This is a genomic window from Anaerostipes stercorihominis (assembly GCF_057535655.1).
Map to the genome: position 1 here is coordinate 200,274 of NZ_BAAJCL010000004.1, position 12,160 is coordinate 212,433.

At 41.6% G+C, this 12,160-nt stretch carries 16 protein-coding genes; 2 read left to right on the plus strand and 14 right to left on the minus strand.

The features are described 5' to 3' along the window. From atpA to AC27EF_RS06615, 7 genes are all read right to left on the minus strand, one after another. Positions 1 to 1,500 carry a F0F1 ATP synthase subunit alpha gene (atpA, locus tag AC27EF_RS06585; protein ID WP_487109730.1) on the minus strand — a complete coding sequence of 500 codons (1,500 nt, stop codon included), beginning with the start codon at positions 1,498 to 1,500 and terminating at the stop codon, positions 1 to 3. Positions 1,501 to 1,507: 7 nt separating this feature from the next. After that, on the minus strand, positions 1,508 to 2,011 hold the full coding sequence (gene atpH / locus AC27EF_RS06590; RefSeq protein WP_487109731.1) for an ATP synthase F1 subunit delta: 504 nt from the start codon (positions 2,009 to 2,011) through the stop codon (positions 1,508 to 1,510). Between the two features lie 3 nt (positions 2,012 to 2,014). Beyond that, entirely contained in the window at positions 2,015 to 2,497 is a 483-nt protein-coding gene (gene atpF, locus AC27EF_RS06595) for a F0F1 ATP synthase subunit B (protein WP_487109733.1), read from the minus strand. Positions 2,498 to 2,513: 16 nt separating this feature from the next. Beyond that, entirely contained in the window at positions 2,514 to 2,732 is a 219-nt protein-coding gene (gene atpE, locus AC27EF_RS06600) for an ATP synthase F0 subunit C (RefSeq protein WP_487109735.1), read from the minus strand. A 25-nt stretch (positions 2,733 to 2,757) separates the two neighbouring features. Beyond that, positions 2,758 to 3,441, minus strand: coding sequence for a F0F1 ATP synthase subunit A (locus tag AC27EF_RS06605; protein ID WP_487109737.1), 684 nt, complete (start codon positions 3,439 to 3,441; stop codon positions 2,758 to 2,760). Positions 3,442 to 3,782: 341 nt separating this feature from the next. Further along, positions 3,783 to 4,664, minus strand: a complete 882-nt coding sequence (gene rpiB / locus AC27EF_RS06610) for a ribose 5-phosphate isomerase B (protein ID WP_487109739.1) — start codon at positions 4,662 to 4,664, stop codon at positions 3,783 to 3,785. A gap of 14 nt (positions 4,665 to 4,678) precedes the next feature. Continuing rightward, positions 4,679 to 5,731, minus strand: coding sequence for an L-threonylcarbamoyladenylate synthase (locus AC27EF_RS06615; protein ID WP_487109741.1), 1,053 nt, complete (start codon positions 5,729 to 5,731; stop codon positions 4,679 to 4,681). A 152-nt stretch (positions 5,732 to 5,883) separates the two neighbouring features. On the opposite strand from AC27EF_RS06615, the gene AC27EF_RS06620 reads away from it, so the two are divergent. Further along, the gene (locus AC27EF_RS06620) at positions 5,884 to 6,570 is read left to right on the plus strand and encodes an N-acetylmuramoyl-L-alanine amidase (RefSeq protein WP_487109743.1); all 687 of its coding nucleotides are present in this window, start codon (positions 5,884 to 5,886) and stop codon (positions 6,568 to 6,570) included. Positions 6,571 to 6,596: 26 nt separating this feature from the next. On the opposite strand, the gene AC27EF_RS06625 is transcribed toward AC27EF_RS06620, so the two are convergent. Then, a complete protein-coding gene (locus AC27EF_RS06625) occupies positions 6,597 to 6,791 on the minus strand; it encodes a hypothetical protein (protein WP_487109745.1) in 195 nt (64 codons plus the stop codon). Between the two features lie 230 nt (positions 6,792 to 7,021). Here AC27EF_RS06625 and AC27EF_RS06630 point away from each other — a divergent pair, with 230 nt between their 5' ends. Further along, on the plus strand, positions 7,022 to 7,732 hold the full coding sequence (locus AC27EF_RS06630) for an adaptor protein MecA (protein ID WP_487109747.1): 711 nt from the start codon (positions 7,022 to 7,024) through the stop codon (positions 7,730 to 7,732). A gap of 166 nt (positions 7,733 to 7,898) precedes the next feature. Here AC27EF_RS06630 and AC27EF_RS06635 read toward each other — a convergent pair whose 3' ends face one another. From AC27EF_RS06635 to AC27EF_RS06660, 6 genes are read right to left on the minus strand one after another with little or no spacing between them, the layout of a single operon-like run. Further along, positions 7,899 to 8,960: a galactitol-1-phosphate 5-dehydrogenase gene (locus tag AC27EF_RS06635; RefSeq protein ID WP_487109749.1), complete on the minus strand. Its 1,062-nt coding sequence runs from the start codon at positions 8,958 to 8,960 to the stop codon at positions 7,899 to 7,901. A gap of 13 nt (positions 8,961 to 8,973) precedes the next feature. Further along, on the minus strand, positions 8,974 to 9,444 hold the full coding sequence (locus tag AC27EF_RS06640; protein ID WP_487109751.1) for a PTS sugar transporter subunit IIB: 471 nt from the start codon (positions 9,442 to 9,444) through the stop codon (positions 8,974 to 8,976). Positions 9,445 to 9,461: 17 nt separating this feature from the next. Further along, complete coding sequence (locus tag AC27EF_RS06645; protein WP_487109753.1) at positions 9,462 to 10,499, minus strand: galactitol-1-phosphate 5-dehydrogenase; 1,038 nt, start codon at positions 10,497 to 10,499, stop codon at positions 9,462 to 9,464. Between the two features lie 9 nt (positions 10,500 to 10,508). Further along, on the minus strand, positions 10,509 to 11,069 hold the full coding sequence (gene hxlB / locus AC27EF_RS06650; RefSeq protein WP_487109755.1) for a 6-phospho-3-hexuloisomerase: 561 nt from the start codon (positions 11,067 to 11,069) through the stop codon (positions 10,509 to 10,511). A 4-nt stretch (positions 11,070 to 11,073) separates the two neighbouring features. Next, entirely contained in the window at positions 11,074 to 11,751 is a 678-nt protein-coding gene (alsE, locus tag AC27EF_RS06655) for a D-allulose 6-phosphate 3-epimerase (protein ID WP_487109757.1), read from the minus strand. Positions 11,752 to 11,764: 13 nt separating this feature from the next. Beyond that, on the minus strand, positions 11,765 to 12,154 hold the full coding sequence (locus AC27EF_RS06660) for a PTS sugar transporter subunit IIA (RefSeq protein ID WP_487109759.1): 390 nt from the start codon (positions 12,152 to 12,154) through the stop codon (positions 11,765 to 11,767). Between the last annotated feature and the right edge of the window lie 6 nt (positions 12,155 to 12,160).

Consider the following 12,160-nt stretch of genomic DNA (forward strand, 5'->3'; position numbering starts at 1 on the left):
CTACTTTACATAGGCCTTCACTGCCTCTTCAAGCTTCTCAGCTATTTCATCGGTGAATACCTTCTCCTCGTCGATCTGACGCACGGTTTCCGGGTATTTTTGTTCAAAGAATGCTGTCATCTCTTCTGTTTCTGCCTTTAACTCCTTTAAGGATATATCATTGAGCATTCTGTGGGAAGCAGCAAACAATAACAAGATTTGTTTATGCAATGCCATCGGATGATATAACGGTTGTTTCAGCAGTTCGATCAAATGTGCTCCGTGATTTAACGTTGCCTTGGTTCCCTCATCTAAATCGGAACTAAACTGTGTAAACACCTCCAGTTCACGATACTGTGCCAAATCAATTCTCAAATTGCCTGCAACTTTTTTCATAATCTTTGTCTGCGCCGCGCCGCCGACGCGGGACACGGAAAGACCTACATTCACTGCCGGTCTGACGCCTGCAAAGAACAACTCACTCTCTAAGAAAATCTGTCCGTCTGTAATAGAGATCACGTTGGTCGGTATATATGCAGATACGTCCCCTGCCTGAGTTTCGATAATCGGAAGCGCTGTAATGGAACCGCCGCCATGAGCATCATCCAGACGACAGGAACGCTCCAGAAGTCTGGAATGAAGATAAAATACGTCCCCCGGATACGCTTCACGTCCAGGCGGTCTCTCCAGAAGCAGAGAAATTGCACGGTATGCAACGGCATGCTTGGACAGATCGTCATAGACAATCAAAACATCTTTTCCCTGATGCATAAAATGTTCTGCAATGGCAGTTCCTGCATATGGAGCAATATACTGCAGAGATGCAAGATCGCTTGCCGAAGCAGAAACCACAATGGAGTAATCCATCGCGCCGTTCTTTGACAGCGTTGTCACAATCTGTGATACTGTAGAAGCCTTCTGACCGATTGCCACATAAATGCAAATTACATCTTTTCCCTTCTGATTTAAAATGGTATCCACTGCGATGGATGTTTTCCCGGTCTGACGGTCTCCGATAATTAACTCTCTCTGACCTCTTCCAATCGGGAACATAGAGTCAATTGCCAAAATTCCTGTCTGCAGCGGCTGGTCTACAGATTTTCGATCAATCACCCCGGCTGCTTCATGTTCAATGGGTCTTCTCTCATCGGTCTGAATTTCACCTTTTCCGTCAATCGGCTCTCCAATGGCATTGACCACCCGTCCGATCATCGCATTTCCAACCGGAATATCTGCCTGCACCCCGGTTCTTGCCACTTTAGAACCTTCCATCAGCCCATGATCGGACCCAAGCAAAACGCATCCGATACAATTCTTCTCCACATTTAACACAAGACCGCGGACACCGGTTTCAAAAATTACCAGTTCCCCGTACATTGCCTGATCCATTCCATAAACTGTGGCAATTCCGTCTGCAATCTGAATAATATGTCCTTCTTCTTTTATTTCAACTTTCTGATCATAGTTTGTAATCTGATCCTTTAATACAGAAACAACTGTTTCTGGATTGATACTACTCACCTGATTCTCACCTCCATGTAAGACTTTGCTGCAATTTTGTCATTTTCCCTTTTAAGCTGTTATCAAATACATTGTCCCCAACCTTTAAAACAAATCCGCCGATCAGCAATGGATCCTCGGTCAATATAAGCTCAGTTTGTTCTGCCTGATATTTTTTTCTCAGATATTCTTTGATACGCTCAATCTGTTCTTGGTTTGGTTTTGTTACATAGTAAAATTCTGCCCTGATCGTATTGCTGTATCTGCGTTTTAACTGCCGATAAAACTCAAATGCTTCCAGAAGACAGTCTATATCCCTATTGGCACAGGCAATTTTAAAAAAATTCCCCAGTTCTGCTGCAAACAGACTGTCAATCACAGCCTCTTTCTCATTTTTTGCAACTACCGGACTCTCCAGCGCTCTTCTTACTTCTGGATTTTCTATGATGATGGCTTCTGCATCCTCGATATTTTTTTCCTGTATATGTAAATCAAACAGCACCTGCCCATATGTCATGGAAATTGTTTTCATATCTTAGACACCTGCCTCTTTTAAGAAATCATCCAACAGTTTTTCATTGCCCTCATTGTTTGTTTCTTTTTCCACAACCTTGGAAGCTGCCATAAGTGCAATTCCGGCAATCTCTGTCTGAAGTCCTGCAAGCGCCTGCGTCTTTTGAACTTCAATCTCTTTCTCGGCATTTTCTTTCATCACTGCAATCTGCTCATCCGCCTGATTTACTTTTGCCTGATATTCCGTTTTTGCCCGCTTTCGCGCATCGGAAATAATCAGAGAAGCTTCTTCCTTTGCCTGTGCCAGAGATTCCTGATATTCCTCTTTCATTCCTTCCGCTTCTGTTTTTGCATCTGCCGCATCTTTTAAGTCCTGTGCAATCATATCTTTCCGTTTGTTCATAATCTCCTGAACCGGTCCGAACAAGAATTTACGAAGCAGCAGATAAAATACAACAATATTGACAATCGGCCAGATAATGCCCCAATCTAATTTCAGAAACATCTCTTCCGCCTCCTATTTATTTTAATACGATCAATAAAATTGCAATGACCAGCCCGTAAATTGCTGTTGCTTCTGCCAAAGCACACCCCAGAAGCAATGTTTTATTAATTTCCCCCGCTTCTTCCGGCTGTCTTGCAATCGCTCCCAATGCTCCGTTGGTTGCAACTCCGATACCGATTCCTGCTCCAATTCCTGTTAATACTGCAATTCCTGCTCCAATCGCTGCTAATCCCATAACTCTAATCTCCTTTACTTTTCCTCTACTCAATTGATTCACTGATAAACAGTGATGTTAATAAAACAAAAATGTATGCCTGCAACAGTCCGTCAAAAAAATCAAAATAACAGCTAAACGGCAGGGGCACAATCGCCGGCGCCGCATAGGTAATCAGCTCCATCAGAACAAATCCCCCCAGCATATTACCGAAAAGCCGCATGCAAAGTGACAATGGTCTCGTGAAAAGTTCCAATATTTTAATCGGCACCATCATCGGCATCGGCTCCACATAACTATGCAGATAGCCTTTCAGACCCCTTTCACGAAATCCGGAATACACGATCAGAAATATACTGATCAATGCCAGTCCTGCTGTGACGTTCAGATCTTTCGTAGGCGGAGCCGCTCTGAAAAAGCCTGAAATGTTGGAACACGCCAGATAAATCAGGATTGTTCCAAGAAAAGGAATATATCGCTTTCCTTTTTTGCCTACCAGATCTCCAATGAAATTGTAAATGAATCCAACAATTGCTTCCACATAGACCTGCGGTCCCTCCGGTACAATTTTTAAGTTCCTTACAAATATGATGCAAAGTACAATCACAATTGCCATAATCGCCCAGGTTGTCACCGCGGACTGCGGAACCGGAATTCCACCGCCAAGGGGAATCACAAAGCTGGTCTTCAAAGAAAGCTCTTCCATCAGGTAATCTGCCAATGAACCCATCTTCTCACCTTCTTTACTTTAAATTATACACCGTTGTGTTTACAGAAAATACAGCGGCAAAACAAAAGAGCACCTACTCAAATGGTAAACGGCCCTTGTTTGTCGTTATTTTATTCCTCTGGTTTTATTTTGTCAATTCTTTTTCCGTTAAGATTCCGTTTGTTTTTGTATGATTTGCATAAATCCATTTGTGCAATTTGCCAAATTACCGGAAGTGCCAAAAGACACATTCCGGGATTGTAAGCGAGCGCCAGGGTCTCGGGCAAGCCCGGACTTTGGCTCATCGCTATCACAAAAAGCAGCGGAAGAAGGTTTCAAAAACCTCTTCCGCTGCTTTTTTCTCAGTCTTCGATCATTTGAATCCGACGAATATGTCTCTCATCATTGGAAAACTTTGTTTCCAAAAATGCATCCACAATGTCCAGCGCCAGCCCTTCTCCGATCACTCTGGCTCCCATGGCCAAAATATTGGCATCGTTATGTTCTCTGGTTGCTCTGGCGCTGAAGGTATCGCTGCAAAGCGCTGCCCGGATTCCCGGAATCTTATTGGCTGTAATTGAAATGCCGATTCCGGTTCCGCAGATTAGAATTCCTTCCTTTACTTCTCCGCTTTTCACTGCATTTGCCACTGCCTTAGCATACACCGGATAATCACAGGATTCTTCCGAATAGCAGCCGTAATCCTTCACTGCATATCCTTTCTCCTCCAAATGTTTGATCACTGTCTGTTTCAGTGCATATCCACCATGATCACTTCCAATACCTATCATTTCATTTCCTCCTAATCTTTCTTCCCATATTTTTTTCACCAAACGGGCAATCTGATGAAAGCACCGTTCATAGTCATCATCTTCCATGCCATAAGGGTCCAGCACCGCTCCTTCCACTCTGGCATATTCATTCATGGTAGCGACTTCCTTATACCCATGATATTCTTCCATGACCTTTTCTTTCTGCTCCTCCGTCATGGTGAGTATTAAATCACTCTGCTCCACTTCCTCCTGCAAAAGCTGGGCAGATTGAAAATCTACAATCTCAATCCCGCTTTTCCTTACCATATCTGCTGCTTTGGCGTGAACGGGTTCCGGAAATAACACTACCAGTCCTCTGGAAATCACTTCCACATCCCATTGATGGGCATCTCGCAAATACTGCCGTAAAATTGACTCTGCAAGAAAGCTACGACAAGTATTATTGGTACTTACAATAATAATTTTTTTCAAAACATTCTCCTTTTTCAGACCCGAAGGATCTCATGTCCTGCTGCTTTCACTAATCGATTCATCACCGCTTCTCCAAGCGGCTCTCCTTCAAACCCCTCTGAATAGATAATATCTACATCCTTATGGTCAAATCCTCTGAGAACATCATATAAATTTGCGGTCACTGTCTCCAGACAATCTCTTCTTCCAACCGAAACCGTGACATCAGACTGATATTGATCTTTTGTCTCTTCCGTTGCAAGAACCCCCACTCGTTTTCCCAGTTTCTTTTGCTGACATGTCAATTCGTTGATCTTTGCTGTTACAGCCTTAGGATCATCTCCTAATACAAGAATCATCGGAACCCTGGGAGCATAATGCTTATACTTCATCCCAGGCGCCTTTGGAATTCCTGAATCACTCTCTTTGAATGACGTATTCATAAATACAGGAGTCCCTAAGAACTCCTCCAACTCTGCTTTCGTAATTTTCCCCGGCCTTAATATCACCGGAACCGGCTCTGTAAAATCAATAATTGTCGACTCAACGCCAACGCTCACAGCGCCGCCGTCAAGAATCATCGGAATCTTTTCATTTAAATCTTCCATCACATGTTCCGCTTTTGTCGGACTTGGACGTCCGGAGGTATTGGCACTTGGCGCAGCAATCGGAACCTGAGCTCTGCGAATCAGCTCCAATGCAATCCTGTGATCGGGCATACGAATTGCCACTGTATCAAGACCTCCCGTGACACAGTGTGGAACCTCATCCTTCTTCGGAAGAATCACAGTCATCGGACCGGGCCAAAAATGTTCCATTGCCCGCCGTGCATGATCTGGGATTTCACGGACCAGTTTTTCTGCCATAGAAAGATCGCAGACATGAAGAATCAAGGGATTGTCCGAAGGTCTGCCCTTAGCCTTATATATTTTTCGGACAGATTCCAAAAGCAGACCATTGCCCCCAAGACCGTAGACCGTTTCCGTAGGAAACGCCACAACTTCACCGCTTTGAATCAGTCGGGCCGCTTCGGTGATCTCTTCCAAGGAATCCTCTATTTTATTTATTCTTATCAGCTTTGTTCTCATATTTTCTCCTAATCATTCTTTCTTAGTATACCATTAACTGTATGAAAAAGAAAGTCTGGATTATGGGAGAACAAACGCCTTCATTCTCTATAAATACTTTTCTCTCAGCCAACATATACTATATACAAAACCTAAAGGAAATTTGATGTTCAATGAAAAAGCAAAAAATCATGTTCTTCTGGGGCTGTCTGGCCATCATGGTTCTGCTGTCCCTCTCCTCTATTACATTTCCAATCTTTGTAAGTCAGACTGTAAAAAATCAGAATATTATTTATATCGACCCCGGTCACGGCGGTTCTGATCCCGGAAAAGTAGGCGCGGGGAACGTATTGGAAAAAGATATTAATTTATCTCTCTCACTGAAATTAAAAAAAATTCTGGAAAAGAAAAAATTTAAAGTATATCTGACACGAGATGGGGATTATAATCTTGCGACCTCCACATCCAATCAGAAAATATCCGATTTAAAAAATCGAAAACAGCAAATTTTTGATAAAGAGCCTGCCGCGGTCATCAGTATACATCAAAACAGCTATCCCAGCGGAGACGTTCACGGCGCACAGGTTTTTTATTACCATGGCTCCCAAAAGGGAAAAGATCTGGCAGATTCTATCCAATCTGCACTGATCGAAGGATTAGATCCTGAAAATCATCGACAGTCTAAATCCAACGCAGACTATTATCTGCTCCGGGATAATCCATATCCTACCGTCATCGTCGAATGTGGTTTCTTATCCAACCCTCAGGAACTGGAACAGCTGCAAAAAACCTCCTATCAGGAAAAAGCTGCAAAGTGTATCTATCAGGGACTAAAGAATTATTTAAGCCGGGAGCATTAATTCCCGGCTTACAAAACTCTTTGCAGTTATTCTCTGATTTTTTGATAATTTATGGCGCAGATTTCTCCTTTCTGATTCTGAATGAACTCTTTCATGTAAGAATCATCTTCATTGAGTACGAGAGTTACATGTTCAAGATTATCATTACCTACTGTAATGCCATCCACATGGACCGCCAATCCCTGGGATAAATAATAAGATAATTCATCATGATTCGTCATACATACCTCCAATCTAGGTGTTCCTTTGTGTCTTACATCATTTGGATTTTTCGTGGTATATGAATTCTTTTCTGGTACCAAAATGTAAGATTTGCCGCGACATATTCTAATTATACCTATAATTGGAAATTTTTTCAATATAAATTTGGAGAAATTTGTAAATTTTGAAGAAATGCTTTACACTTTGCAAAAGTAATACTATAATAACATCAAAGCAAGGAGTGATGATTATGAAAATTGAACGTATCAGTGATAATCAAATCCGATGTACTTTAAATAAAGAAGATCTTGCAGGAAAAGAAACTCTTTTGAACGAATTAGCCTTTGGGTCTGATAAGGCAAAAGGACTCTTTCGGGAACTGATGAAAAAGGCATCCGCCGAATTGGGCTTTGAAACCAATGATATCCCTTTAATGGTGGAAGCAATTCCGGTATCCAAAGATTGTTTGATTCTTGTAATTACCCGAGTTGACAATCCAGAAGATTTCCATGAACACTATAAAAAATTATCCAAAAACCTGCCTCTGGAACACCTCTCGCTTTCCGGGGACAGTGATCTTTCAGAATTTACAGATCTTTTGAGCGATCTCGGGAAATCCCAATCGCCAGAACTTGAAGAACATATGAAACATGCATTGACAGATACTTCTGTCGGTATTTATTGTTTTCATTCACTGGAAGACGTTTCAGATGCCGCAAAGCTTCTGAAAAATTATGCAGTTCGGAGCGCTTTATATAAAGATACTGAGAATCGCTGCTATTACCTATCTCTGACTTCTTTGGATGAGTCTCCGAAAACCGATGTGATGGATGAAATTCATGATATTCTTTCAGAATATTGCAGACGTCTGCCGAATACTTATGCAACGAAAGCTTTATTTAATGAACATCTAAAAACAATTATCCAAAAACAAGCAGTTGAAGAAATGGCCGAATATTAAAATCAACGGAAGCGCCAGACAGCACATTCCGGGATTGTAAGCGGTCGCCAAGGTCTCGGGCAGTTCCAGACTTTGGCCCATTGCTATCAAAAAAAAGAAAACTATAGTTCCCAAGATATTTCCCAATGGGGATGCGAGGACTATAGTTTTTATTTTTTATGCCATTTTATTCTTCTGCTGCATTTTTATTGTTAGAGTAAATAGCTTTGCATATTGAAATTTCTTTATGGTAAATTTTATCAAACAGTTCCTTCAAATGCTCTAAATCTGCCCTATGGGTAATTAAATCTGCAACCTCCAACTCTTTTTTTGCAATCTGATCTACCGTATATTTCCATTCATTCAATGGAAGTTCATTGTAAAAGTTATTCCACACTCCTATAAGATTTAATTCTTTTCTCAAAATACTGCTGTGGTTGTTTAATTCAATGGTTGTATCTCGATGAGGATTTCCAAGCATCACGATTGTTCCAAATGTCCTGCAGCAGACAATTGCCTGATTCAGCCCGGCTCCCGTTCCGGTGCCTTCGATGATAACATCTGCCATCTTTCCTTTGGTCATATCATAAATATACTTTTCACAATCCTGCGTCATAGAATTCAGTACTTCAAATCCCCGATCCTGAGCAAATTTCACCTTTGGGTCTGCAATATCTACTAAAATCGGTTCCGCCCCAAATTTCTGACACCATCTTGCCATTAAGATTCCAATCGGTCCCGCGCCTAGAATAACTACCACATCTCCTCCATGAATCTGTCCTTTACGAATCGCATGGAGAGCAACCGTTGCAGGCTCTGTCAGCGCCAGGTTCTCTATCTCGATCTCTTGTTGATCCGGTATTACCAAATGCCATTTTGACGGCAAAAGACAATATTGCGCAAAACCTCCGTCATTTCTGGAACCTAAATATCCATAATTGCTACATTGCGCATATTGCCCGATTTTACAGCTTGGACATTCTCCACATGGGATTACCGGATAAACAGCCGTTTTTTTCCCAATGAGTTCCTGATCTTTTTCATTTCCTACTTCTACAATCGTCCCACAATATTCATGCCCTAAGGTAACAGGATAAACTTTTGTTCCTAATTCATATACTCTTGGAATGTCAGAACCGCAAATACCACAGGCATCGACCCTAATCAAAATCTCATCTCCTTTTGGTACCGGCTTCTCTACTTTTTCCAGTATAAACTCATTTACAGCATGTAAACGCATTGCCTTCATTTTTTACATCCCCCTATAACACCGTTGCCACGTCAATCGCTTTGTCCTGTGGAATTACCTGTATTTTGACTGTAATTCCCTTTTCTATAAACTCCCCAAGTGCGTCCCGCTCCGCAGAATCTGCGGCAATGTTCTTATACAGTGTTTTTCTTTCTCCGGAAATTCCCATTCCGCCAATATTCACTTCATCCAATGCAACTCCGCAATTTACCAATGCCTGATATGTCAGCGGTGTTTTGGCCAACATAATCGAAGGAACCTTTAAGCCCTCTTTTAAAATCTGCGCTGCATCTTTCACAGAAAAAACCTTCACCTTTACCCCGGACGGCGCTGCCATCGTCAGAACCTGGATCATAAACGTATCTTTTGCAACTTTATCATCCACAATCATAATTTCTTTTGCCGGTAACAATTTCATCCAGGCAGTCATAACCTGACCATGAATGAGACGGTCATCTACCCTTGCCAATAATAAATTTTCCATAACAATCTACCTCTTTCCTATAGCTCTGGTTTCACTAGAATTTTATTAAAATATTCTGTTTTATTTTTCATAATTTTCACGGCATCCAATGTTTGTTGCAGCGGCAAGCGATGGGTAATTAACGGCTCTGTTTTTATAATCCCATGACTCAGCGCCTCAAGGCTTTGACTCCATGCGTGATGCGGAAAATCAGTAAACTCAAAACTCCAGCTTCCTTTGATGGTCAGCTGACTTCGCAAGATTTTCTCAAAGATCTCCGGTCTAATTTCCAGCGATTTTACCGGTCTCCCCACCAGTCCCATTCTTCCGCCGGTTCTCAGCATACAAATTGCCTGCTCGAAAGCAGCAGAAGATCCAGACGCCTCAAAAGCTGCATCCACTTCTAATTCTTCCATCTTTGTATCATTTTTAGTGCAAATTGCGTCTTTCAAACCGATTTCTCTGGCGAGCTGTACCTTTTTCTCATCAATGTCCATTGCAAATACATGTGCCGCCCCAAAAGCTTTTGCCCATTGTGCAATAAACATCCCAATGGCGCCCAGACCAAAGACAGCCACGTTGTCTCCATAACGGATGTCTGTATTTTTCACCACATGTAAAGCTACACTCATCGGCTCTAAAAATGCAGCAGCATCATCATCGACATTGTCGGGAATTACCACTAAGTTGTCTGCCGGAACTTTTACATATTCCGCAAATCCTCCGTCGCTTCTGGACCCTAAAAAATCATAATGTTCACATTGTGCATATTGCCCCACTTGACATAATTTACATGTTTTGCAGGGAATTAACGGAATGACTGCCACCCTTTTCCCAAGAAGATTTTCTGACAGATTCGTACCTGTCTCAACCACGACCCCACCAAATTCATGTCCCGGAATCGTAGGAAAATGATATGTTCCTGTTTCTAAAATTCTTGGTACATCGGAGCCACATACGCCGCAGGCTTTTACTTTTACAAGTACATCATTTTCTCCCGGTGTTGGAATTTTTACGTTTTCAACCGTCAGTTCTCCCGGATTATGCAGTACCGCCGCTCTCATAACACCTTCCATTTTTTCCTCCTATTCTAAATTGGCATGTTTTCTCCATAAAGATTGAAGATCTGTCATATCTCTCTGATTCATAATCATCAGTGACATGGTGTCTTCCAGTAAGAGCAGGCTTTGTTCAAACAAACTGCTCATAATCTGGCAGGATTCAATCTCATCTTCTCTCTGAAGCTTTGTTCCGCATGGAATTCTTACAAAGATATCTTCGTACTCTGCCATCGAACTTTCCTCATTTGATCCAATATGTGCAATCGTTGCACCGAATCCTTTTGCTTTTTTCATGATCTCTAACGGAAAAATACTTTCTCCGGAGCCGGAGCCTGCAATCAGCAGATCATTTTCTGTAATCGCAGGTTCATCTACAGCTCCTACATAGGTGGCATGAATCCCAATATGATTTAAACGCTTCACAAATGCCTGCAGCATCATAAGAACCCGTCCGACCCCTACGACAAAAACTCGCTCTGCATGGCATATTGCATCTACCAGTTGCTGTACCTGTTCATCCGTCACAGCGCCCAGACTTTGATCCAGTTCATCCAAAATTATTTCTTTATAACTTTGATAACGCATCTGATCATCCCTCCATTGCGCTATTATAATGATCCCGCATTTTTTCACATGCTTTCTTTAAATCTGGATCCAAACCAAATAAACCTGAACTTCCAAGAATATAGATATCTGCTCCGGCATCTGCTAAGATTTTAAATGTCTCTTTCTTACAGGAACCATCAATCTGTATTTTATAATGATACCCTTTCTCTTCCCGGAGTCGTTTTGCTTCCTCAATTTTCTGAATCATTTCTTCAATAAACGGCTGTCCCGCAAATCCCACATCAACCGTCATAATGGTTAATAAATCAATTCGATTTAAATAATATTTTATTTCATCCAGCGACGTGGCCGGATTTAATACAACTCCACATTTACATCCCAGATCCTCAATCTGATTGTACAGGCGAAATGCCTGCCCGTTGATTGTTTCCGCATGTAATGAAATCGTATCCGCGCCTGCCTCTGCTACATTTTTAATCCAGTCTTCCGGATTAGTTGTCATCAAATGGACATCCATTGGAATTTTTGATACCTTATGAAACGCCTTTACCAAATCCGGTGAAAGAGTAATATTTTTGCAATAGTGTCCATCCATGATATCAACATGCAGCATATCGACGTTATGATTTAAAATCTTAAGTTGATCTTCAATATGAAGAAAATCCATACACATTAAAGATACTGAAAATTCTCTTTCCATTCTTTTTCCTTCCTTATCTTTTTAAGGTTGTAATTCCGTCATAGGCAGATTTTTCTGCAATTTCCATCATTTGTTCTAAGGTGGTTTCTTCCTCTCTTTGTAAAACAACAGAAATTAACATCGCCATATTCATTCCGGTTACAATCCCCACAGAATAATCTTTACTAAGAGCTCCGATGGTATTAAACGGTGTCCCACCTAATAAATCCACTAATACCAGAACACCCATCCCTGTATCCAACCTCTCCAGACTTTTCTTTAATTGATCTTGAAACGTTTGCGGACTTTGGCCCGGTTTCAGCGAAACAGTTTCTAACTGTTCCGCCTTACCGGCTACCATGGATACACTGTCTACAATTCCGTCACAAAGTGTTCCGTGACTAATCACTGCCACTCCAATCATATCTTT